This is a genomic window from Streptomyces spectabilis, assembly GCF_008704795.1.
Taxonomy (GTDB): domain Bacteria; phylum Actinomycetota; class Actinomycetes; order Streptomycetales; family Streptomycetaceae; genus Streptomyces; species Streptomyces spectabilis.
Map to the genome: position 1 here is coordinate 9,181,665 of NZ_CP023690.1, position 22,296 is coordinate 9,203,960.

Genomic DNA, 22,296 nt, shown 5'->3' on the forward strand with positions numbered 1-22,296 from the left:
GGACAGTGTCACAGTCGCTTCCGGGCAGGCCGTAGCCGGGTGCGGGGCGGCTCAGTCGTCGAGCAGTCGCCACGCGGTGAGGGCGAGGGTGGCGCGGATCAGCCCGGCGGGCGTGGTGAGTTCGATGTCCAGGGCCTTCCCGATCTGGTCGAGCCGGCGGGCCACGCTGCTGTGGTGCAGATGGAGCCGGTCGGCGGCGCGGCGCAGGGTGCCGGTGGCGCAGTAGGCGTCCAGGGTCTCCAGGTCCTCGGGGGTGTCGGCGACGCGCCCGATGGCGGCCACGTCGGCATTGCCGCGCGCGCTGTCCCGCGGCACCTGCGCGAGCAGCGCGAGCGCTCCCAGGCTTTCGTAGCGGACGACCGGCTGGCTCCCGGTGGTGAAGCGCAGCGCCGTACGGGCCTCCCGCCAGGACCGCTCGGGACTGTCGGCGGCGCCGATGCCCGCGCGGACGCCCACCGGGAACCGCTCCATGTCCACGGCGCCGGCCAGCACGACCCCCACATCGCCGAGAGGCGCCGCCTTCACCGGGCGGTTCGGGCAGAGCAGGGCGCTGATCCGGTCGAGCGGAACGGACGAGCGCACGGCCACGACGCGCAGCGGCAGCCCGGCGGTGAACCCCAGCAGGCGCAGCGCACGGGCCCTGGCCGCCGCGTCGCTGTCGCCGCTGATGGCGAGTTCGACGAGGGCGGGGTCGGCCATGGTGGTGCGGGCCGGGCCGTACCGCTCGACCACCGCCGCGGCGGCGATGGCGAGCCGGTCGAGGAGCACCTCGTCGAGCGGGCCCGCCGGGCCGGTGCGCTCCAGCCACACCGCGCCGATCTCCTCCTCGTCGAGCGTGACCGGCGCCGTGGTGGAAGCGTTCGGCGCCGGGGCGGTCGCCTCCGTCCCGTCGGGCGAGAAGCGGATCGGCCGGTCCGTGCCGTGCAGCCGGATGCCTGCCACGCACTCGGCCAGACCGGCCGACGCCCGGGCGAGCGCCGGAAGGTCCACCCGCCGCCGCATCAGCGTGTCGTAGAACATGACGACGCGGATCGCGCCCTCGACGTGCGCGTCCAGCTGCGAAAGACGTGCGGCCAGTGCCTCCATGACAGGAGCATAGGTGCCGCCCCCGGCGGAGGGCGTGACCAGGCCGTTCCCGACCGGCGCGACCGCCCCGCGCAGCCGGAGCTCGTAAGATCGACTTCCGGTGGGCGGCATACGGAATTCCGGCGAGGGGCAGTGCGATACCCGATGACGTACGACGGGCTCACACGCTCAACACCCGGCAGACAGGCGGTGGCTGAGCGCTGCCGCGGCCTCACCGAAGCCCGCTGGTTCGGCCTGGCGGTCTTCGTCCTCATCCTCGCCAACGCCGCCGTCCTCGGCGTGGAGACGTACACCGGCGTCGTGCACCGATGGCACGGGGAGCTGAAGGTCGTCGAGCACTGTTTCCTCGTGCTCTTCACCGCGGAGGTCCTCCTGCGGATCGGCGCGCACGCCGACCGGCCCCGCGACTTCTTCCGCGATCCGTGGAACCTCTTCGACCTCGCCGTGGTCCTGTGCGCCTTCCTGCCGTTCGCGCGGGAGAACACCACTGTGCTGCGCCTGCTGCGCCTGGCCCGGGTGCTGCGCACCGCCCGGTTCCTGCCCCAACTCCGCATCGTGCTCGTGGCGGTGGGCCGCAGCCTGCCCGGCACGGTCAGCTTCCTGCTCGTCGGCGCGCTCGTGCTGTACGTGTACGCGATGGTCGGGTGGGTCTTCTTCGCCGACGACGACCCCGAACACTTCGGCTCCATCGGCCGCGCCGTGCTCACCCTGTTCCTCCTGATGACCCTCGACGGCCTCGGCGACGCGGTCCGCGCGGGCCTGGAGATCTCCCGGTGGAGCTTCGTCTACTACGCCACGTACGTCCTGATCGCTTCCTTCGTGCTGGTCAACGTCCTGATCGGCGTGGTGATCACCTCGCTCGACGAGGCGCGGACGATGGAGGAGCAGCAGGCCCGGGAGCGTGGGCGGCCGAGCGCGGCCGATGCAGCCGATGCGACCGACGACGCCGAGCACGAGCTGCGCACCCGCATCGCCACCGCACGCCGGGCCTTGGACGACCTGGAGGAGAGCCTGGAGCGCCTGCCCGGGGCCCGCCGCTGACCGCAGGGGCCGACGGGGCGGACGTACGGCGTCGGCAGTCCGGCGCGTCCGCCGAGGTGCTCAGATTCCCTACGCCGGTCGCGCGCGGTGCTGCGGTCCGCGCGGGGCGGTGGCACCCTGGCGAAAGGCAGCGTAGGCACGGGCTGTCCAGGGGGATCCGATGCGGACAAGGCGACATGTCAGAGGCGCGCTGGGCCTCGTGGTGGCCCTCATGGTCTGCGGCGCGGTGGGCTGCGGCGGCGGAGGAGCGGCTCCGTCGGACCCGCCGGACGGTTCCGACCGACCCGTCTCCTCACTGACCGGAGCCCAGCCGGGCGGCTCCGGCGGGCACGAGCCCGGCCGGAGCGCCGACGACCGCAGCGGTGCCGACCGTGGCGAGAGCGGTGCCGGTGGCGGCGGTGACGCCGGCGACGACATCCCGGACGTTCCCGCACCACCCGTCGCCCCGGGCAACGAAGGCGACATCAGCGGTATCGGTGTGTATCCCAGCGGGGACATCGGCGGCGCCGACAGCAGCGGCCCTCCGGCCAGCCCCTCCGACTCCCCGCCCCCGCCGTGCGGCGACTCCACCACCGATGCGGCCTCCTGCTCGCCGTCGCCCACGGCCCAGGCCTCCGGGATCACCCCGCCGACGCCGGGCGACGGCTCCTGAGCGGCCGACGGAGAGGCCGACGGAGCGGTCGGCGGTGAACGAGAGGCTCCAGCGGCGGCCCGAGGCACATCGCTGACGAGTTCCGGTACTCCCCATGTGTCGCTCACAGGCGCGTCCCATAACCTCGTGCATGGAGACGCCAGGTGTCACGTGTAGCCATTCGGGAGGCGATGGTGCTCGCAAGGGGCACGCGGTTGTTCGCGGGCGCGGGGGTCGTGGCCTGCATGGCGCTGATCGGCCCCAGCACGCCGGGCGGCGCCCTCTTCGGAAGGTCGCAGCCCGTCGAAGCGGTCAAGGACATCGTGCCGAACCGGGTCATGACGTGGAACATCTGCAACCCCTGCGGCGACACCAACGTCGGCCGGGCGGCGGAGATCGCCGCGTACGCGCCCCAGGTCATCGGCATGCAAGAAGCGTGCGTACGGGACGTCGAGAGGATCCGGGACCATCTGAGGAACCTCTACGGGCTCGTCTACCACGTGGAGTACGGGTCGGTCCTGCGCAACCGGGGCCGCTGCGGGGGATGGCCATGGAGTCCGGGAGCGTTCGGCCAGGCGATCCTCTCGGCGGCGCCCATGACGGACCGGGTGAACGTCGAGTACCCCGACGGCGGGTCCGAGGACCGGGGGTACATGGCCGTCACCACCACGGTGGGCGGCAAGTCGGTCCGGGTCTTCAACACGCACCTCGCGCAACGCCGGCAGGAGGCGGTCCGAGCGGGACAGACCGAGGTGCTCGCCGCGGCGGTCGCCCGGCACGACCGGGCGATCGTCCTCGGTGACTTCAACGCGGTGCCGGACGCTCCCGAGCTCCGCCGGATGTGGGCCCTGGCCGCGGACGCCGACCCCCAGTGTCACCCCTCGCTCGTCGGCGCCTGTGAGCCGACCACCGACTGGCGCAGCAAGTTCGACTACGTCTTTCTGCGGGGCATTGCCCCGCTCAGGCATCGCGTGGAGACCACCCCCCACTCGGACCACGACCTGCTGCGCACCGACCTCGACCTGACGTAGAGCGCCCCCACCACCGGAAACGCGAAGCCCGAAGCGCGGGAAGCGAGGAGCGGGCGCGTGTGCGGGGGAGCGCGCGTCCCCGGCGTGCGCGCGGTCGCACCACGCTGCGCCCCCATGGCCGGAAACGACCGGGAGCCGCTCGTTCGTCTCAAGGGAGAGAGCCGAGGGGGCGCGGCCGGGGGAGGCCGTGCGGTTATGGGGGTGCACGGCCATGGAGCGGATGGGACGAGCACGAAGGCGGCGGTTATGGGGGGCGCTCCTGGGGGCGGTGCTCCTCGTCATCACGGCGGCGATGCCGTGCGTGGCCGTGGTGGGCGGCGCGGCCGCCCAGGCCGTCGCCGGGGTCCGGGAGGAAGAGACGGCTGAGCCGTCGGCCACGTCTGCGTCCCCCTCGGAGACACAGCCGGTCACAGGGCCTTCGGACACCCCGACGGACGGACCGGACGAGCCTCCGCCCGTCGACCCCACACTGGGGCCGTCGGGTGAACAGGTGCTGCAGGGCGAGACGTTCACGGCGACCGGCAGCGATTTCGACTGCTCCGATGGGGCCGGTCTCGCGGGCCCGCTGACCTTCAGCGTGGAGGGGCGGGCCCCGGTGACCGTGACGGTGGGGGCCAGCGGAGGCTTCCAGCAGCCGGTCTCCGTGCCGGAGGACGCGGCCCCGGGGCAGTACGGCATGCAGGCGTACTGTGCGGAGGTGCCCGACGCGCCCACCGCCACAGCGGTGTTCGAGGTCCTGGAGGCGGACCGGCCCGACCCGCGGATCTCCCTGTCGCCCGACTCCGGGCCTGCGGGATCGCATCTGACCGTCGGCGGCACGGGGTTCTCGTGCGACGCGGGAGCGGGGGTGAACGTCCTGTGGGACGGCCGGGTCGTGGCGGGCGGCACGCCCTCGGAGAGCGGAGCCGTCACCGTCCCGCTACACGTCCCGGCCGGCGCCTCGGAGGGGGCGCACGAGGTGGCCGCGGCCTGCCGGACGCCGGAAGGCGTCAGCGCCTCGGCGAGCTTCAGCGTGGACCCACCGAAGGTCACGCAGCCGCGTGACGACCCCCGCGAGGTCACGATCCACATGGCCGACTACCCGGCCGCCTGCGTCGACGGCTCGATCGTCATCGGCGGCCGCCGACTCAGTACCTGGCTGGACGCCGACTCGTTCGAGGGCGGAGCCGCGAAGGGACGCTGGGAGCTGATCGACCTCCACGCCAAGATCCCGACGGACATGACTGGCCGCAGGGACGTGGGCCTGAAGTGCACGGGCCGGGACTGGGAGAAGGCAGGCGAGATCACCCTTCCGGCGCGGGACCAGCTGACGCTCTTCCAGCTACCCCTAGGGTCCACCCGGCATCCAGAAGGGGAGAAGGGCCCGATCACACCGTCCCCCTCGCCGGACAAGACGCATGGGAAGAACGGCGGCTCGCACCAGCGGGGCGGAGACAAGGACGATCCGGACAAGAACGATGACGGCGCGAGTACCCGGCCGAACGACAAAAAGGGGAAGGACGGCGACGACCCGCAAGGCTCGACCCCTGACGATCCGGACCTCGGCCTCGTCGGTGCCCTGCGCACCCCGGCCGATGTCTCCTGGGCGCTGAAGGACCTGGCCGGATCGGTCGGCATGGCCGCCTGGTTCCTGATCCTGGTCCTCCTGTTGGAGAGGGCCTTCCCGTCACAGCTCGCCGACAACGCGCTGGGCCGCTGGTGGCTCCGCCGTCAGCAGCAGAGGCGGTCCCGGCCGCCGAGGCTGCCCGGGTGGGCCAGGGTGTGCGGTTTCGCGCTCCTGGGCGGCTCCTTGGCTGTCTGGGCCGACGCCACGACGGGCCTGAGCTCGACGACCGCGATCAAGACCGCGGGCGCGGCCGGGGGGATGCTCGTCATCCTGGTCGCCTACGAGAAGACCAAGGACTCCTTGCTGAGCCCTCGGCGGAACGGATTCCGCTCCGAGCTGCGCGTGGTCCCCGCGGGACTGCTGCTCGCGGGCCTGATGACGGCGATGTCCCGGTTCCTGGAGTTCCCGGTCCCGTACGTCTACGGCCTGGTCGCCGTGTACATGGTGCTCAGCTCGCCCCGCCGCGGCTCCGGTGACCCGGACGACGGCCTGCCCAAGGGCCAGGCGGTCCTGATCGGCGGGATCTGCGTACTGGCCGCAGTGGTCCTCCTGTGGGTGCTGGGCGCGCCCTTGCTCGAAGCCGTCCAGGCGGAGCACGCGCGGCCCGAAAGCCTCCGGTACGCCCTTGCCTACGCCGTGGGCCTCACGGTCGTCGCCGGCGTCGAGGTGGTGGTGTTCGGCCTGCTCCCGCTGTCCGGCATGGACGGCCACAGCCTGAAGGACTGGAACAAGCCCGCCTGGTACGCCCTCTACCTCATCGGTCTGACCTTCTTCTTCCACGTCCTGCTGCACAGCCTCCACCCGGGTGTGGGCAGCGACCTGGTGGTCGACGGGGACCTGCGCTGGTGGACGCTCGGCATAGCCACCGGCCTGTTCGTGGTGTTCGGGGCCGTCTCCCTGGCTCTGCGGTGGTACGTGGGGCGTTACGAGCGGCGGCCTCAGACGGCCTGACGCCGGTGCCCGGTGCCCGGTGCCCGGTGCCCGGTGGCCGGTGCCGGGAGCCCGGAGCCGGGATGGGGAGGGCGTGATCGCCCGTGCGATCATGGCGTGTCATGACCACACACGGGGACCTCGCCAAGGGTGAGCACGGGGGTGAGCACGGGGCGGACGGCTGGCCGGACATACCCGGTGACACCGCGCTCACCCTCAGGATTCCCGAGGCGGATCCGCTGGTACGGGCCGGGTTTCCCGCCCATGTGACCGTGCTCTACCCGTTCCTGCACGAGAGCCGCATCGACGCGCGGCTCGACGGCGAGCTCTCCGCACTCTTCGCCGGGCACGACGCGTTCACCCTGACGTTCGCCGCGTTCGGCCGCTACCCGGGGGTGCTCTACCTCGATCCATGGCCGCGCGACCTGGTTCAGGTGCTCACCAAGGAGCTCACCCAGCGGTGGCCGGAAGCGGTGCCTTACCGAGGGATCTTCGGCGCCGGGCTCGACCCGCACCTGACGGTCGCGAACAGCGAGGGCCCCGCCACGCAAGAGGCCGCGTACGACCGGCTGGAGAGCGACATCGCGACCGCGCTGCCGCTGGTCTGCCGCGTGCGGACGGTCGATCTGATCGTGTGGGACGGCTCCCGTTGGCAGAGCCGCACCGAGTACGCGCTCGGATGACAGCTCACTTCGCCCCGGGCGCCCGCCCGGTGCGGAGCATGCGCAGCACGGCCCGCTCGGCGGGCCCTTGCGTCGCCGGGGTCCCGTGGGTGCCCGTGGTTCCGAGGAGCGGCAGGACGGCGGCCACGGTGACGCCTTCCTCGTACAACTCGATGACCCTGGGGTTGATGTAGGACGCGCGGCAGACGGCGGGAGTGTTGCCGAGGTACGTGGCGACCTCCCGGACGGACCTGCCGATGGCGCGCCGCCGGGCGGCCTCGCTGTGCGCGGCGCCCTGCGAGACGGCGAGAGCCACGGCGGCCATGACGGTGGCGTGCCAGGTCCTGAAGTCCTTGGCGGTGACCTCCAGACCGGCCAACTCCTTGAGATAGGCGTTGACTTCCGCGGCGCTGATCTCGTGCCAGTCGGGGCGCTCCCAGTAGACGAACAGCCGCTCGCCGCCGTGGCGGCGGCGGGCGAGCGCGACGATGCTGCGGCACGCGGAGGGGTCGGTGACCGCGTGGACCTGCTCCTTGCCCTGCTTGGAGGGGTAGGTGAACACCACCTCGCCGCGTCGGCAGCGGGTGTGTTCGCGCAACAGGGTGGTGAGGCCGTAGGTGTCGTTCAGATCGGCGTAGCGGTCGCTGCCGACCCGGAAGAACCCCAGGTCGAGGAGGCGTACGGCGGTGGCGAGGACTCTCAGTCTGGTGAGTCCGCGGTCACCGAGGTGTGCTTCCACGGCCTCCCGCACCTTCGGCAGGCGGTCCGCGACGTCGAGGACGTGCTCGTGCTTGGCCTGCTCCTGTTCGGCACGGAACTGGGGGTGGTACAGGTACTGCCGTCGCCCGGCGGCGTCGGTGCCGACGGCCTGCAGATGACCGTTGGCCTTGGCGCAGATCCAGACGTCGCGCCACGCGGGCGGGATCACGAGCGTTTTGATGCGGTCCAGCTCGGCGGCGTCGCGCAAGGGCCGTCCGTGCGGATCGAGGTAGCGGAAGCCCCGCCCGTGCCGTTTGCGGGCGTAGCCCGGATCGGTGGGGCGGCAGTGGCAGAGGCGCACACGAACCTCCTGGACCTCGCGGCGGATCGCTGTCGGCGCTTGTCAGCCCGCCGCGTTGTCGACGCGCAGCCGCACCTGTTCCTCCAGGCGCCGGAGGCTGCTGTCCAACGCGGCGTCGACGGCCTCCTTGCCCGGGTCGTGGCTCTCGTCGGAGAAGGTGAGGTGCACGGTCGCCTCGCTGGAGCCGCCGTCGACCTCGGTGACCTGGAGCCAGCCGGTGTAGCTTCCCTGGTCGCGGGTGCCCCATTCGAGCCGCATCCGCTCGCGCAGGGTGCGCAGTTCGGCGGCGGTGTCCTCGTCGGTGCGGTCCTCGTGCACGCTGACCTCGGGGAGGTGCTCGGCCCGCACATGGAGGGCGTCCGGCAGCCAGCTGTCGAGTTGGTCGACCTGGGCGGCCTGGTCGAAGACGTGCTCGGGCTGCGCGGGCATCGTGCGTGAACGCTCGTACTCGGTCATGGCGGTCCCGTCCTCGGGCGGCGGCCATACGGCAGACACCAGTACCCGCCGTACGCGAACGTGAGCCCCCTGCGGAGACTTCAGTGGCCGAGCGCCCGCTTCAGTTCCTTCTTGTTCATCGACGAGCGGCCCTCGATGTTCTTCTTCTTGGCCTCCTCGTACAGCTGGTCACGGGTGGGGCCCTCGGAGCCGCTGTGCGAGCGTTCGCCGCCGCGCTGGTACGCGGACTTCTTGTCGCGCGTCGAGGTCTTGCTCGCGGTCTTGGACTCGCCGGAACGCGCCCGCTCCTTGTTGACCGTGCGGGCTGCGATCTCCTTCGCGCGCTTGGTGGACTCCCCGCGCTTCTCCGCGCTCTCCTTGATGTGCTCGTACTGGCGCTCACGCTTCTTGCTGGATCCAGCGGGCATGGGACAACCTCTCCTCGGTGCTCTCGAAGGCGCCGCGCTCGGGTTCGGCCTACGCGTGCCCTTCCTCTCTCGGGGCAAACGGGCGGGGCCGCTTCTCCAGGGGCCGACCCGGCTATCCGAGACCGCCTCCACCGAAGCTGCTGCCGCGCCCCTTCCGGTGGTCCTTCGGGTCCTGGGAGTCGCTGGGGTGCGTGCTCGACTGGCCGTAGCCCTCTTTGAGCTCGTGCGGGGTGAGCCAGCCGCCGTCGTGAGGCACTTCGTCGGGGTCCCGGTACTCCCGGACTTCCCTGACGGGGCCGTCCTCGGGGAGGTGCGGCTGTTCGTCCGGACGCGGCCGCCTGGCCTCCCGCGACTGCACGCGGCGGCCCCAGACGAAGGCCGCGAGGAGAACGCCGACCACGGCAATACCGGCAATCCACATCAGCAACGCCGTGCCGGAGGAGGCAGCAAGTTCCCACTCCATGGTCTTCATATCAGTGTTGTACCCGTCTCCACTCGAAAAATAGCCAGTCATTGACGCCTCCCGTATGACCAGGGGGAATCCCGCTGTGACGTACTATGTGAATTCGGAATAGGTATTCGCCTACCTGCGGCAGTGGGCTCGGACTGCTGGCCTCAGGGGCGTACCGCATGCGCGTGGCGGTATGGAATTGCGGCCGCCCTCGCTCTCGTTCTCTTCTCGGCAGCTCTGTGCCCGGTGTCGGGGAGAGCAGGGAAGGAATTCCCCGGCAGTGTTTTCCCGGTGGTCGATCCGAGCATGACGGCCATACTCGGCGCCTTATGAATGCGGCGCTTCCGGCCTTCGGTGACGGACGTGAACGTGAAATGCTTGACCCCGACCGGCCGGAGCCATGCCGTGCGCGATCGCGGCGCACCGCCATCGCCGACGCCCGTTGGGTCAGCCGAGTGATTCCTCCGGGTGGGCCTGCGTCTGAAGCCGCCAGTACTCGCCCGAGCAGCCCGCCGGAAGCGGTGGAAACCGGTGGGACTTCACATCGGTGCTCCAGTGATGCTCGCCGCCGCAGTCGCATTCGTAGATCCCGCTGGAGGGCACGACCTCGCCGGGATGCCATGTCGTCTTTTCCTCGTCCATGACTCCAGGTCTACGTCGGCCTCCACCGCCCCGCGACCGGGAAGCCGCCGACCGCGCGGCGTACTCAGCGCAGCACGGCGGCCAGCAGATCCGTGCCCAGTGCCGACAGGTCCGGCACCTTGAGGGCGTGGTGGACGTAGCGGCCGTGCCGCCGGGAGGTGAGCAGGCCCGCGCGGCGGAGGACGGCGAGGTGGCGGGAGACCTCCGGACGGGAGAGTTCCCAGGCATGGGCCAGCTCGCCGGTGGTGTGGGGGCCGCGGGCCAGGGTGCGCAGGAGGCGTAGCCGCAGCGGGTGGGCGAGGGCATCGAGGCGCAGGGTGACCGTTTCCAGGGACACGGGCTCCGCCGGGCCGGGCTCGGCCACGGGGTACTGCACCACCGGCTGCCATCCGGGCGCGTGGACCACGACCAGGTGCGGGCTGCCGAAGACACTGGGGATGAAGGTGACCCCGGTGCCGTGGGCGGAGGTCGCCTTGTCCTGGAGCTTGTCCACGACGATGCAGTCGCCGTCCGGTGCCAGGGCGACCGCGCGGGAGGCCGACGCGAGTGCCGCCCCGACGCCCTGACGCCTCAGCAGGTCGTGCTTGAGGCGCAGATCGGTGGCCAGCCGCACGGCCACACCCGTCCAGGCGGCATCGAAGAACGCGTCGGCGCACTGTTCGAGGGTCTGGCGCACCCGCGCCCGCACGGCCGCCGGGTCCGCGAGCAGCCGCTCCGCGAAGGCCTCCTGCCGGGCGCCGCGGGCCTGGGCCAGATCCAGGGCCCGCTCGCGCGCGGTCGCGTCGGTGAGGGGCGACGGCGCGGCGGAGCGGAGCCGGTTGCTGCCGCACGTGGTGACGAGCGCGGCGGTCACGTACGCCTCGTCAGCGATCCGGTCCACGTCGTCCAGCTCCTCGGCGAGGGTCGGCCGGGGCCGGGCGGGCAGCAGGAAGTCCGCTTGTGAGGAACGCCAGAGGAACTCCGCCTCCCGCAACCGCTCGGCCAGCTCCGGCCGCAGCCCCGCCCAGACGTCCCCGGCCCACCCGGCGAACTGCGGATGATGCCCCGGTTCGGCCAGCACGTGCAGCATCGCGGTCAGTTCGGCCAGCGGGGAAGCGGCGAACCGCAGCCGCTCGGACGGCAGACCGCTGATGTCGATCCTCAGCGTCATCCGCACATCATCACCGACCGGCCGACGGACCTCGGCGTCGGTTGACGGGGTCCGTCAACCGACGAGGTCAGCCGGGCCGCCGTCCGCACCGTTGGCGCCATGGCAACCACCACCAAGATGCGGCCCCGCGCCCTCGTCCGCGCTTCCGGAGGCCCCCGCTACGCCGTCGCCCTGGCCGTGGACGCGCTCGGCACCGGCCTGTTGCGGCCCTTCCTCCTGCTCTACGGCGTGACGGTGCTGAGGCTCTCCGCACCGGCCACCGGCATCGCCATGACGGTCGGCGTCGTCGTGGGTCTGGTGTGCATGCCCGCGGTGGGCCGCTGGCTCGACCGGGGCGCACGCAGCACGGTCGTAGCGGCGTCGATGCTGGTACGGGTGGTGGGGGTGGCGCTGCTCCTGGCCACCCCGGCGGGGCACGTGGGTCTTTTCGCGACGGCGGCGCTGGTCCTCGGCGTCGGCAACCAGGCCTGGCCCGCCGCCCACGCGGCGCTCGTGGCCACGGTCGCCCACGGCCGGGAACGCGACGCCGCTCTCGCCGCGGGGCGCGCCCTGCGCAACGCCGCCCTGGGCGTGGGCGCGCTCATCGCCACCGTCTGCCTCGCGGGCGGCACCACCGCGCTGCGGGCCCTTGCCGTCGTCACCGGCCTCGCCTACCTCGTCGCCGCGGGCCTGGCGTGGTCGGTCCACCTGTACGCGCAGCCGGCGGCTGCCTCGCCGCAGAGCGGGGACGCCGAGCCCGCGCCCCGCATGCGCGCGCTCCTCGCCGCCAACGTGATCTACGTCTTCTGCCTCAACGTCCCCGAAATCGCCCTCCCTCTGGTCCTGGTGACGCAGCTGCACGCGTCCCCGGTGTGGTCGGCGGCCGTCTTCGTGGCCAACACGGTCCTCGTGGTCACCCTCCAGGTGCCGCTCACCGTCCTGATGTCCCGCTTCTCGCGTCGGACCGTCCTGGCCCTCGCGGGCGTCGTACTCGCGGCCTCCTATCTCGGGTTCCTCGCGGCCACGTCCCTGGGGCGCGGCTGGGGTGCTCCCGCCGTCGCCGTGGTCTCCGTGGTCTGCACGCTCGGCGAGATCATCTACGCGGGCAGCGCCACCGCCCTCGTCACCCATCTCGCCCCGCCGCACGCCCTGGGCCGCGCCCTCGCCCGCTTCGAACTCTCCACGGGCTTCGGCCTCGCCGTCTCGCCGATGGCCCTCACCGCGCTCGCCCCGCACGGACCGACGGCCCTCTGGGGCAGTCTCACCGCTGTCACCCTCGTCTCCGCCTCGGCCGTCGCCAAGGAGAGGGGCCAAGAGATGAGGCAGGGGGATTCCTGACGCCGGAGCGGGTGCCAGCGGCACCCGGTTGGCACCAGCTGGCGCCATGGTCGAGTGCGCACCCGGTTCGAACTCCTCCGTTGCGGCTCCGGCGTGTGTCGTGTTCCGAGGCGTGCCGAACCGGCCATGACCCTCTGACCTGCGGATGCGTCACTCCGTCCACGCTCTGGCGCCACGCGTGATGCGCATGGCGCCACAAGTGGCTCGCCATGGCGCCATGGATGTGCCATGATGGCGACATGAGGGGGTGCTCCTCGGTCTCACAGGCCAGGAGCGCGCGTTTCGGAGAGTCATCGAAGGGGTCGGATCATGGAGACAGCGCAGAGCCAGCAGCAGGTGGCGGCACCGGGCGCCTTCGTCGCCTTCGCCCGCTTCGTGCTCTGCGGCGGCGGTGTGGGCCTCGCCTCCAGCTTCGCCGTGGCGGGCCTCGCCTCCTGGATTCCCTGGGCCCTGGCCAACGCGCTGATCACCGTGGTCTCCACGCTCCTCGCCACCGAGCTGCACGCCCGCTTCACCTTCGGCAAGGGCGGGCGCGCGACCTGGAGCCAGCACACGCAGTCGGCCGGGTCGGCGGCAGCGGCGTACGTGGTGACCTGTGGGGCGATGTTCGTCCTGCAGCAGCTGGTGGCCGCGCCCGGCGCGGTGCTCGAGCAGGTCGTCTATCTGTCCGCCTCCGCACTCGCCGGTGTCGCCCGGTTCGTGGTGCTGCGCCTCGTCGTCTTCGCGCGGAACCGCTCGCGGGCCGCGGTCGCCACCGCCGCTCCCGTGCGCACGACCGTGGCCCGCGCCGCGGCTCCGACCGGGCCCGCGGTGCTCTGCCGGGCCGCCTGACCGTTCACCGTCACCCGGGCGGCGCCGCAGCTGCCGAAGAGGCCCGGTCGGTCCCGTCCGAGCGGAGCTTCGCGGTGCGCAGCGAGCGCAGGGCGAGCAGCAGGACGCCGATGTCGTCCAGGTAGACGGGGTCGGGGAGCAGATCCACCGGAGAGATCACGTAGATCAGAGCGCCCCAGAAGACCAGCTTGTTCTCCACCGGGATCCCCGCCTCGCGCAGCAGGCGCCGGGTGCGCAGGAGCCGCAGGAACAGCACGAGTGCGACACCTGCCGTGACCACGAGCGTCAGCGCCACGATCACGATCAGCGCCACTGGCCAGTTCTGCTCACTCATGGGTAGCCTCCGGCTGTCCGGCCCGGGCGCGCGCCGTGACGCGGGGCCGCCCGCTGCGCGACGGTTACCCCGGTGCCCATGAAGCACGCCGAACCGCGCGCCGTGGTCCGGGACATACGGCGTCCGGAGTCCGGTCTCTCCGTCATGGGGCTCAGATTCCCTACGTCGGTCACGCACGGTGCTGCGGTTCGCCCGGCGCGGTGGGATCCTTCCTGCAGACAGCGTACGTACGGGCTGTCCAGGGGGGCTCGATGCGGACAAGGCGGCGCGTCAGGGGCGCGGGCGCGGTGGGCCTCACAGTGGTCTTCTTGGCCTGCGGCGTGTCGGGGTGCGGGGGAGGCGCCCCCGGCGGAGGGGCCCCGACGGACCCGCGCGGCGGCTCCGGACTGCCGGCGTCCTCCTCGCTCACCTCCGCCCGGTCCGGTGATTCCGGCACGGACTCGTCCGGCGACCGCGGCGGCGGAGACAGCGGTGGGGGAGCCGAGGGCGGAGACGACATTCCGCCGGTCTCCGCGCCACCCGTCGCGCCGGGGAACACGGGCGGGGGCACCGGCGGCATCGGTGTGTACCCCAGCGGAGACACCGGCGGCACCGGAGGCGGGCACCAGACCGCTTCCGCCGGGCTTTCCGGGGGCGCCACCACCGACCCTCCGCCGCCGTGTGCCGATCCGGTCGCCACCGCCGACGCCTCCTGCCCGCCGCCGTCCACGCCCGGAGCTTCGGAGAACGTTCCGCCCACGGCGGACGACGGGTCCTGAGGCGCCGATGCCGTCGCCGGACCCGCCACCGCGCACGCCTCGCCGTGGTGGGGCGCGCCCCCGTCCGGCGCCCCGGCGCCGGGTGCGCGGCCCGGCCCGCCCGGCACCGCGTCGGCCCCGGGCCAGGCAGTCACCGGACGCACCACCGAACGCGCCCTCGGCGGCCGACACCGGCGGGCACCTGGAGTACGCCAACTCCTTGCTCGGCGCGGGCTCGTTCGTCGTGGCCCTGATGCTCTACGCGGGCTATCTCTACATCGAGGCCTTCTACAGCTACTTCCACCTCGGCACCTTCGCCGTCGGCTTCGACTCGCTGGAGTTCGCGCTGCGGAGTCTGCGACTCGTCACGCTGCCGGTGTTCGCCACCCTGGTGGTGCTCGTCCTCATCCCGTACACGCCGGAGCTGCTGGCCCTGCTCGGGGTGCCGGAGCGGCGCGTGCGAGCCGTCCGGGAGTACGGTCACACCCTCGCGCGGCTGCACCCCTTCCTCATCGTCGCCGGGGCCGTCCTCATGGCGTTGTGGCAACCACTGCGCGGCCTCAACTGGCTCGCGCCCCTGTGCGTCGCCGTGGGGCTGCTGCTCGGGCAGACCTCGGCGGCGACCGCCCGCTCGCCCCGGCGGCGACGCGCGTGGGAGCGGGCGGTCTCCCTCGTGGTCGCCGGAGTGTTCCTGATGTGGGTCGTGGCCCTGGCGGCGGGCGACCTGGGCCGACGGGACGCCCGGCGCACCGCGCACCGCCTGGTGCACCGCGTGGCCGTCGTCGTCCTCAGCACCGAACGCCTCAGCCTGACGGGCCCCGGTGTCGTGGACGAGAACCTCGGCGAGGGCCTGCGCTACCGCTACCGCTACAGCGGCCTGCGGCTCCTGGTGGAGCGCGACCACCGCTACTACGTCCTCCCGCTGGGCTGGCGGAAGGACCGGGACGCGACGTTCGTCATCGAGGACGACGACTCGGTCCGCGTCGAGCTGCGGCCCGGCGTCCGGCCGCATGGGGCGAGTACGCGGGGTTGACGGACCGCACGACCTCGCGTGTCGCCCTCCCGTCCTACGCCTCCCTGTCCTCCCGCCACTGTCGTCAGTGGTGTGCATCCTTCGGCCTACTCGCAGGTCCGACCGGCGAACGATGACCAGGCCCCGGACGCGGGCGACGCTGAAGGCATGAAAGACATCATCGCCATCGTCGGTTGGGTCGTCGGCATCCAGGGCGCCCTGGGAGTCCTGGGCCGGATCTTCGGAGGAGACTCCTGGGGCCTCATCCAGAAGTGGTGGGACGTGCCCACGGCGGGATACGCCGCCCTGTTCGTGCTCGGGGCCGCCCTCGCGCTCTACGGAGAGTTCGGCAAGGCGCGAGCGCGCCGCTGATCCGAAGGGTCGGGATCCGGGCGTCGCAGCAGGGTGCCCAGGCGTTGCAGGCCCTCCGTGGTGGTGAGCGACTCGCCGGTGGCGTCGGCGGTGCGCATCACGGGGGTCATGACCGTGACGTCGGGCTGGCGGGAGCCGAGGGCGGTGTACAGGCGGGCGACGTACCGGGCGACGGACGCGGGGCTCGCCGGGTCCTGGAGGTCGCCCGCGAAGCGTGCCGCCTCGTGCATCGTGCGCTCGGCCTCCTCGGGCCGGTCCGTCGCCCAGAGCACCAGGGCCAGCAGGATGCCCGACATGTGGTGGCGCAGGGCGCTGCCGGTCTCGGCGGCACAGCGGAGCGCCGTGCGCAGATCGGCCTCCGCCGCCTCGTGCCGCGCGGCGAGGAAGGCGAGCCAGGCGCGGGTGTGCAGAGCGCGGGCACGGTACTCCGGGTCCTGCCGGGCCAGGGTGCGGTCGGCGGCGGCGCCCGCGATCCTGCTGATCTCGAGATAGTGGGCCCGGCCCATGAAGTGCCCGCTGACGGCGACGACGCCGAGCAGCTCGATCGCGGTGCGCAGCGCGTGTGGGCCCCAGGGGAGGAGCTGGTTCACCGCGGCGGTGAGCAGCGCGTGCTCCGCGCCGAACCACTCCCGCACCTCCTCGGCCCCCGCGAAGGCCACACCCGAGTGCCGCACCGGTTGCAGCCAGGCGCGCGGAGGCTCCGCGGGGACGACGGCCCGCGCGGCCCGCAGCGCGGTGGCGATCAGCAGCTCCGCCACGCGCACGAGGGCCGCCTCGTGCTCCGCGGGAGGGTCCGTGTGGTCCGTGCCGTGGCGGGCGTACAGCCGCAGCAGGTCGTGGAAGCGGTAGCGGTCCGGCGTGTGGGATTCGAGCATGCCGGCGTCCACGAGCGTCTCGGCGAGGTGCTCGGCGGTGCGTTCGTCGGTGTCCAGGAGCGCGGCCGCCACCGGCAGCGGGATGTCCGGCGCGTCGGACAGGGCGAGCAGCCTGAACGCCCGAGCGGCGTCGGGCGGCAGCGCCCCGTAGCCGAGGCGGAAGGCCGACGCCACGGCCAGACCGCCGACGCGGAGTTCGTCGAGCCGGGCGCGCTCGTCCTGCAGCCGCTGTTCGAGCGAGGCGATGCTGCGGCCCGGGCGGCCGTCGAGCCGGGACGCCGCGATCCGCACGGCGAGCGGCAGCCGCCCGCAGGCCTCCACCAGGGCCCGCGCGGCCTCCGGTTCGGCGTTCACCCGCTCGGGGCCCACGATCGCGGCGAGCAGCGCGAGGGCCTCGGACCCGGGCGGCACGTCGAGATCGAAACGGTGCGCCCCGGGGAGCGCCAGGTCGCGGGAGCGGCAGGTCACCAGGACGGCGCAGCCCGCCGTGCCCGGCAGCAAGGGGCGGATCTGCTCGGCGTCCAGGGCGTTGTCGAGGACGAGCAGCACGCGCCGGTCGGCGAGGAGGGTGCGGTAGAGCGCGGCCCGCTGCTCCAGGCCCAGCGGGATCCGGTCGGACGGGGTGCCCAGGGCCGCCAGGAAGTCCGCGAGCACGCTGGCGGGGTCGGCGGGCGTGCTGCCCGCCCCCAGGTCCACGTGGAGCCGCCCGTCCGGGTACGCCTCGCCCAGGGCGTGCGCGACGTGCACGGCGACGGCGGTCTTGCCCACGCCCGCGGTGCCGCTGACCGTACAGACCGTGACCGCGTGCTTCTGCTCCTCACCGTCGCCGTCCAGGACGGCGAGGATCGCGTCGACCGCCGCGTCGCGGCCGGTGAAGTCGGCGATGTCGGAGGGCAGTTGCTGGGGGAGCGGTCGTACCGACGGGGCGGGCGCGGCAGGACGGGCCGCCCGGCCACCGGCCCCGGACTGCTCCCCGGACGCCATGAGGCCCGGATCGGCGGTGAGGATCCGCCGCTGCACCTCCGTGAGCGAAGCGGAGGGGGCGATCCCCAGCTCGGTACGCAGTGCCTCCCGCGCGGCCCGGTGGACCGCGAGCGCCTCGGCCTGGCGCCCGCAGCGGTAGAGGGCGAGCATGAGCAGCTCGCTCAGGCGCTCGCGCAGCGGGAACTCCGCGACCATGGCCTGGAGTTCCGGCACGACCTGGGCGTGCCTCCCCAGATCGAGGGCGTGGCCGAAGAGCGCCTCGCGCGCCGTGGACCGCAGCTCCTCGAGACGGTCCCGCTCGCGCTGCGCCCAGGGCCCCGGAACACCGGCGAGCGCGGCCCCGCGCCAGCGGCCCAACGCCCCGTCCAGCCGGTCGTGCACGGCGCGGACGCCACCGCGCCGGTCGGTCGCCTCCCGCTCGAACCGTACGGAGTCGACCTCGATGCCCTCGGCCCGCAGCGCGTATCCGCCGGGTACGGACACCAGCACGCCACCGCTCTCTCCGGCGCGCCGACCGGGTTCCAGGACGGTCCGCAGCCGCGAGACGTAGGTGAGGACCGTGCGGTGCGCGGTGCGCGGCGGCTCCTCGCCCCACAGGCCGTCGACCAGCTCCGCCATCGAGACGGCCCGGCCCTCGCGCAGCAACAGCATCGCGAGGACGGCTTGCTGCTGGGGGGATCCCACGGCGAGCGGCTCGTCGCCCGCCCGGCCGCCCACGGGCCCGAGCAGCCGAAAGGAGAGCCCGCTCTGCCGACCGTGCACCTGACGTTCCTCGCCGTGCTGTTCCCGCGCCCCGCTCGGTCGTGAGTGGGGCTCCCTGCGTTGACTTTAGGTCATGAGGGGGCTTTCGCCGACACGGGCCCGCCCCCGCCCGCCCTCTCGGACGGGCGTGCGTCCCTCGCCCGTACGCAGCGCTCCAGGGAGTCCGTCAGCCACAGGTGCGACGCGCCGAGGGTGAGGGGGTCGCCGCTGGCCTCGGCGACCAGGTGCCAGTAGCGGCGCATGCCGCGGTCGTGGTCCGCGGCCACGTCCGCCAGGAGGCGGCGGCGGAACCGCGGTGTGTCGGTGGTGCCGCGCACCGAGGCGTGCACGGCGACGAAGCGGTCGAGTTCGGGACCCCGGCGGGGCGCCTCGCACGCCTGCACGCGGGGCCTGGCGAGGGCGCACGCCTCACGGATGCCGCTGATCAACTCTGCCTCGTCGGCGATCAGTTCGGCGTTGGCCCGCGCCATGGCCAGCAGGCCGCGCGTGAGCACCCGGTCGCCGGTCAGGGCGACCAGCTCGGCGAAGGCGACGACCTGCGGCGGAGTCGGGTCCGCGGGCGGCTCCGGCACCGCCATGGTCACGAACGCGGAGAGCATCGCCTCGGACGCCGGGGCGACCATGGTGCGCCGCCAGAAGTCGATCAGCGCGTCGCGGGCCGCGCCCCCGCCCTCCACGGCGGCGAGCAGTTCGAGGCGGGCCGCACGGTCGGCCGGTTCGGCCTCCTCGACCGCGCGCAGCGAGGCCCGCCGCCAGGCCATGTCCGCGAGCTGCACGTCGAGCGCGGCCCGCTCGGCGGCGACGACCTCCGCCACGGAGCGCTCGCCGATGAGCACGTTCCTGATGGACGCGAGGCCGAGGCCGAGGCCGCGCAGCCGTCGGACCAGACGGAGCCGCTCGACCGCCGTCGGGTCGAACCTGCGGTGGCCGCCCGTGCTGCGCACCGAGTCGACGATGCCCTCGTCGCAGTAGAAGCGAACGGTCCGCACCGGCACGCCGGTCAGTCGTGCCAGGTCGCCGATGCCGAGCGTGCCATCGAGTAAAGGCACTTGAACCTCCACTGGACTGGAGCTCCTACCGTACCGGCGTAGCCCCATGGGAGGAGATTTCGTGATGTCGTCGACGCTGCGCACCGCGCGGCTCGTGGAGGGCCTTCGGGAGCAGACCGGAGGGTTCATCCGCGCGGTCGCCGGAAAACCGCAGGACACCCGGGTGCCCACCTGCCCGGAGTGGCCGCTGCGCACCCTCGTCGGACACGTCGGCCAGGAACACCGCTGGGCGGCCGAACTGGTGCGCAAGGGTGAGCAGTTGCCCGTTCCCGATCCGTGGGACGCCGATCCCGGCGCCCCCGAGGACTGGGCCCGGTGGCTGCGCGAGGGCGCCGACGACGTGATCCACGCGATCGAGGAGGTCGGCGCGGACACCGAGGTGCCGACGTTCCTGGGCCCGCGGCCCGCGGTCTCCTGGCTGCGCAGGATGCTCAGTGACACCTGCGTCCACCACTACGACGCGGCCCACGCGACGGACACCGCGTTCCAGGTCGCCGACGACCTCGCGGCCGACGTGATCAGCGAGCACCTGGAGCTGCTCGCCGCGCAGGGCTGGGAGACACTCAGGCCCGCGGCGGCCGAACTGCGCGGCCACGGCGAACGGATCGGGTTCCGGCTCCCCTCAGGATCGGGCTGGGTGGCCACCCGAACCCCCGAGGGAGTGCGGTGGGAACACGGCCCCGTCCACGCCGACGCGGTGGTGACGGGCCCCGCACCGGACCTCCTCCTCGTGGCCTACCGCCGCGTCCCACCGGAGGCCGACGGCCTGACGGTGACGGGTACCCGCCCACTCCTGGACCACTGGCTGGCCCACGCGGCACTGTGAGCCCGCACCGCACCGGGCCGTGCGGAGGTGGAACGGCGGTAGATGGAGGGGGCCTTAGTCTACACCAACCACGGCTATCCCAGTACGCTCATCCGTGGCCAGTAGCACACCATCCCCCCACCCAGGTTGCGTGCTGGCACGGGCGATGCCCCCTGGAACTGCCCCAGCAGCCGGGTGACCTCCCCCTTCGCCGCCTCCAGGAGGATCACGGTGAACGTGAACGTACGCACCAGAAGCTCGGCGATCGTCGGCACCCTCTGCCTCGTCGCATCGCTCGCCCTGACCACGGCGTCCGCCGACGAACGTGCCGCGCCGCGGCAGCCCGCGAAGGTCGCGCTCACGAAGGTGGCCACGGCCCAGAACCCGATCGCCGGTACGGCCGGGCCCGGTGGCACGGTGTGGATGGCCGAACGCGCGGGCACCGTGCGGGTCCTGGACGCCAAGGGACTCGGGACGCCCGTCCTCGACATCTCGAAGGAGACCACCACCGACGGCGAGCGCGGCCTCCTCGGCATCGCGTTCGACAGGAAGTTCGCGCACTTCTACATCTCGTTCACGAACCTCGAAGGCACCAGCGTCGTGGACGAGTTCGCCGTACGGCACGGCAAGATCCGGCCGCACACGCGGCGCACCGTCCTCACCCAGACGCAGCCGTACGCGAACCACAACGGCGGCGACATCAAGTTCGGCCCGGACGGTTACCTCTACATCGCGTTCGGCGACGGCGGCGCGGGCGGCGACCCGCACGGCAACGGGCAGAACCTGGACACGCTGCTCGGCAAGCTGCTGCGGATCGACCCGAGGGGCGGCAAGCCGTACGCGATCCCGAAGGACAACCCGTTCGTGAACGACCCGAAGGCCAGGGACGAGATCTGGTCGTACGGGCTCCGCAACCCGTGGCGGTTCTCCTTCGACGCGGGCACGGGCGACGTGCTGATCGGTGACGTCGGCCAGAGTGCCTGGGAGGAGATCGACTGGGCCCCGGCCAGGAGCAAGGGCGGCGAGAACTACGGCTGGTCCCAGATGGAGGGCACCCATCCGTTCCGCGGCGGCACGGAGCCCGCGAACCACGTGCCGCCGGTCCACGAGTACGACCGCAACGGCCTCGGCTGCTCGGTGACCGGCGGCTTCGTCTACCGGGGCCGGGCCATCCCGGCGCTCAGGGGACAGTACGTCTACAGCGACTACTGCGACGGCACCCTGCGCACTCTGAAGATCGAGAACGGCAAGGTGACCGGCACCGGCGACCTCGGGGTCAACGGCGGCGAGGTCGTCTCGTTCGTGCAGGGCGGCAGGGGCGAGCTGTACGCGCTGGACATCGGCGGCAGCATCCACCGCGTCGATCCAGCGTGACGCCCACCCCCTGCCGCAGGGGGTGAGCACGCGGCCGACGGCTACTGAGGCTCGTGGCCGTCGGCCTTGCCGAGTTCCGCCAGACGGGTCAGCGCGGGCAGCGCGGCGGCCAGCGCCCGGCGGTCCTCCGGGGCGAGCCGCGCGACGAGCGGCGCCAGATGGCGGGTGCGGTCGTCGTGGCGGGACCGGCCGACGCGCCGTCCCGCCTCGGTGATGTGGACGAGGACGGCGCGCCCGTCGCTCGGGTCGGGCCGGCGCTCGACCAGGCCGTCGCGCTCAAGCCGGGTGACCAGCTGGGTGACGGCGGGCTGGGTGATCTGCTCGGTCCTCGTCAGCTCGGTGAGGCGCTTGGGGCTGCCGCCGAAGGCCAGGGTGTCGAGCACCGACAGGGTCGTGAAGGGGTGCTTCTCCAGGGTGGGCAGCCGGATGTAGAAGCGGTTGAAGTTCTCGAGGGCGGCGGTGAAGGCGTCCACGTCCAGGTCGGGGGAGCGCGGGGGCGAGGGGTCGGCGTGCGAGAGATCGTCCACGGCTGAAATATATCGCGTCGCTTATATAAGCGGCTTATGCTGTTCTCGGGGCGTCCCGGCGAGCACGTTCGGGGCAGGCCCGCTGCTGCGGTGTGCGACGGCTCGGCACACCACGAGGGAACGCCGCCGTGCGGCAGCGCCGCCGCGCGAGAACGCCCGTACAA

The 22,296-nt window shown here is 72.9% G+C and carries 22 protein-coding genes; 11 read left to right on the forward strand and 11 right to left on the reverse strand.

The genetic code is table 11. The annotated features are described in order from the left end of the window. Positions 1-51 precede the first annotated feature (51 nt). The gene (locus CP982_RS38925) at positions 52-1,086 is read right to left on the reverse strand and encodes a PucR family transcriptional regulator (protein ID WP_150514802.1); all 1,035 of its coding nucleotides are present in this window, start codon (positions 1,084-1,086) and stop codon (positions 52-54) included. Positions 1,087-1,230: 144 nt separating this feature from the next. Here CP982_RS38925 and CP982_RS38930 point away from each other — a divergent pair, with 144 nt between their 5' ends. From CP982_RS38930 to CP982_RS38950, 5 genes are all read left to right on the forward strand, one after another. After that, a complete protein-coding gene (locus tag CP982_RS38930; RefSeq protein WP_150514803.1) occupies positions 1,231-2,127 on the forward strand; it encodes an ion transporter in 897 nt (298 codons plus the stop codon). Positions 2,128-2,287: 160 nt separating this feature from the next. Then, positions 2,288-2,779, forward strand: coding sequence for a hypothetical protein (locus CP982_RS38935; RefSeq protein WP_150514804.1), 492 nt, complete (start codon positions 2,288-2,290; stop codon positions 2,777-2,779). Positions 2,780-2,949: 170 nt separating this feature from the next. Then, entirely contained in the window at positions 2,950-3,789 is an 840-nt protein-coding gene (locus CP982_RS38940; protein ID WP_150514805.1) for an endonuclease/exonuclease/phosphatase family protein, read from the forward strand. A 220-nt stretch (positions 3,790-4,009) separates the two neighbouring features. After that, on the forward strand, positions 4,010-6,346 hold the full coding sequence (locus CP982_RS38945) for an FGLLP motif-containing membrane protein (RefSeq protein WP_150514806.1): 2,337 nt from the start codon (positions 4,010-4,012) through the stop codon (positions 6,344-6,346). A 101-nt stretch (positions 6,347-6,447) separates the two neighbouring features. Further along, positions 6,448-7,008, forward strand: coding sequence for a 2'-5' RNA ligase family protein (locus tag CP982_RS38950; protein ID WP_150514807.1), 561 nt, complete (start codon positions 6,448-6,450; stop codon positions 7,006-7,008). Between the two features lie 4 nt (positions 7,009-7,012). Here the strand turns inward: CP982_RS38950 and CP982_RS38955 are convergent, their stop codons facing one another. The 6 genes from CP982_RS38955 to CP982_RS38985 all read right to left on the reverse strand — a co-directional run bounded on the left by CP982_RS38955 (position 7,013) and on the right by CP982_RS38985 (position 11,153). Next, entirely contained in the window at positions 7,013-8,047 is a 1,035-nt protein-coding gene (locus CP982_RS38955; RefSeq protein ID WP_150514808.1) for a DNA topoisomerase IB, read from the reverse strand. 42 nt (positions 8,048-8,089) lie between these two features. Next, entirely contained in the window at positions 8,090-8,503 is a 414-nt protein-coding gene (locus tag CP982_RS38960; RefSeq protein ID WP_150514809.1) for an SRPBCC family protein, read from the reverse strand. 80 nt (positions 8,504-8,583) lie between these two features. Next, the gene (locus CP982_RS38965; protein ID WP_150514810.1) at positions 8,584-8,910 is read right to left on the reverse strand and encodes a plasmid stabilization protein; all 327 of its coding nucleotides are present in this window, start codon (positions 8,908-8,910) and stop codon (positions 8,584-8,586) included. 112 nt (positions 8,911-9,022) lie between these two features. Then, on the reverse strand, positions 9,023-9,382 hold the full coding sequence (locus tag CP982_RS38970) for a DUF6479 family protein (protein WP_150514811.1): 360 nt from the start codon (positions 9,380-9,382) through the stop codon (positions 9,023-9,025). Positions 9,383-9,808: 426 nt separating this feature from the next. After that, entirely contained in the window at positions 9,809-10,003 is a 195-nt protein-coding gene (locus CP982_RS38980; RefSeq protein WP_150514812.1) for a hypothetical protein, read from the reverse strand. A gap of 64 nt (positions 10,004-10,067) precedes the next feature. Further along, complete coding sequence (locus CP982_RS38985; RefSeq protein ID WP_150514813.1) at positions 10,068-11,153, reverse strand: helix-turn-helix domain-containing protein; 1,086 nt, start codon at positions 11,151-11,153, stop codon at positions 10,068-10,070. Between the two features lie 99 nt (positions 11,154-11,252). On the opposite strand from CP982_RS38985, the gene CP982_RS38990 reads away from it, so the two are divergent. Both CP982_RS38990 and CP982_RS38995 read left to right on the forward strand, forming a co-directional pair. Beyond that, the gene (locus tag CP982_RS38990; protein ID WP_150514814.1) at positions 11,253-12,470 is read left to right on the forward strand and encodes an MFS transporter; all 1,218 of its coding nucleotides are present in this window, start codon (positions 11,253-11,255) and stop codon (positions 12,468-12,470) included. Positions 12,471-12,779: 309 nt separating this feature from the next. Next, positions 12,780-13,301: a GtrA domain-containing protein gene (locus CP982_RS38995; protein WP_150514815.1), complete on the forward strand. Its 522-nt coding sequence runs from the start codon at positions 12,780-12,782 to the stop codon at positions 13,299-13,301. 10 nt (positions 13,302-13,311) lie between these two features. Here CP982_RS38995 and CP982_RS39000 read toward each other — a convergent pair whose 3' ends face one another. Beyond that, entirely contained in the window at positions 13,312-13,635 is a 324-nt protein-coding gene (locus CP982_RS39000) for a YkvA family protein (protein ID WP_150514816.1), read from the reverse strand. A 957-nt stretch (positions 13,636-14,592) separates the two neighbouring features. On the opposite strand from CP982_RS39000, the gene CP982_RS39005 reads away from it, so the two are divergent. Together CP982_RS39005 and CP982_RS39010 are read left to right on the forward strand one after the other, a co-directional pair. Next, positions 14,593-15,405 carry a hypothetical protein gene (locus tag CP982_RS39005; RefSeq protein WP_245004354.1) on the forward strand — a complete coding sequence of 271 codons (813 nt, stop codon included), beginning with the start codon at positions 14,593-14,595 and terminating at the stop codon, positions 15,403-15,405. 147 nt (positions 15,406-15,552) lie between these two features. Then, a complete protein-coding gene (locus tag CP982_RS39010) occupies positions 15,553-15,756 on the forward strand; it encodes a hypothetical protein (RefSeq protein ID WP_150514817.1) in 204 nt (67 codons plus the stop codon). On the opposite strand, the gene CP982_RS39015 is transcribed toward CP982_RS39010, so the two are convergent. Together CP982_RS39015 and CP982_RS39020 are read right to left on the reverse strand one after the other, a co-directional pair. Next, complete coding sequence (locus tag CP982_RS39015) at positions 15,720-18,377, reverse strand: AfsR/SARP family transcriptional regulator (protein WP_150514818.1); 2,658 nt, start codon at positions 18,375-18,377, stop codon at positions 15,720-15,722. The genes CP982_RS39010 and CP982_RS39015 overlap by 37 nt on opposite strands. A 71-nt stretch (positions 18,378-18,448) precedes the next feature. Further along, a complete protein-coding gene (locus CP982_RS39020; protein ID WP_229879067.1) occupies positions 18,449-19,426 on the reverse strand; it encodes a MerR family transcriptional regulator in 978 nt (325 codons plus the stop codon). A gap of 64 nt (positions 19,427-19,490) precedes the next feature. On the opposite strand from CP982_RS39020, the gene CP982_RS39025 reads away from it, so the two are divergent. Together CP982_RS39025 and CP982_RS39030 are read left to right on the forward strand one after the other, a co-directional pair. Then, positions 19,491-20,252: a maleylpyruvate isomerase family mycothiol-dependent enzyme gene (locus CP982_RS39025; protein WP_212669207.1), complete on the forward strand. Its 762-nt coding sequence runs from the start codon at positions 19,491-19,493 to the stop codon at positions 20,250-20,252. Positions 20,253-20,468: 216 nt separating this feature from the next. Then, positions 20,469-21,605 carry a PQQ-dependent sugar dehydrogenase gene (locus CP982_RS39030; protein WP_150515954.1) on the forward strand — a complete coding sequence of 379 codons (1,137 nt, stop codon included), beginning with the start codon at positions 20,469-20,471 and terminating at the stop codon, positions 21,603-21,605. A 41-nt stretch (positions 21,606-21,646) separates the two neighbouring features. On the opposite strand, the gene CP982_RS39035 is transcribed toward CP982_RS39030, so the two are convergent. Then, a complete protein-coding gene (locus CP982_RS39035) occupies positions 21,647-22,132 on the reverse strand; it encodes a MarR family winged helix-turn-helix transcriptional regulator (RefSeq protein WP_184924860.1) in 486 nt (161 codons plus the stop codon). Between the last annotated feature and the right edge of the window lie 164 nt (positions 22,133-22,296).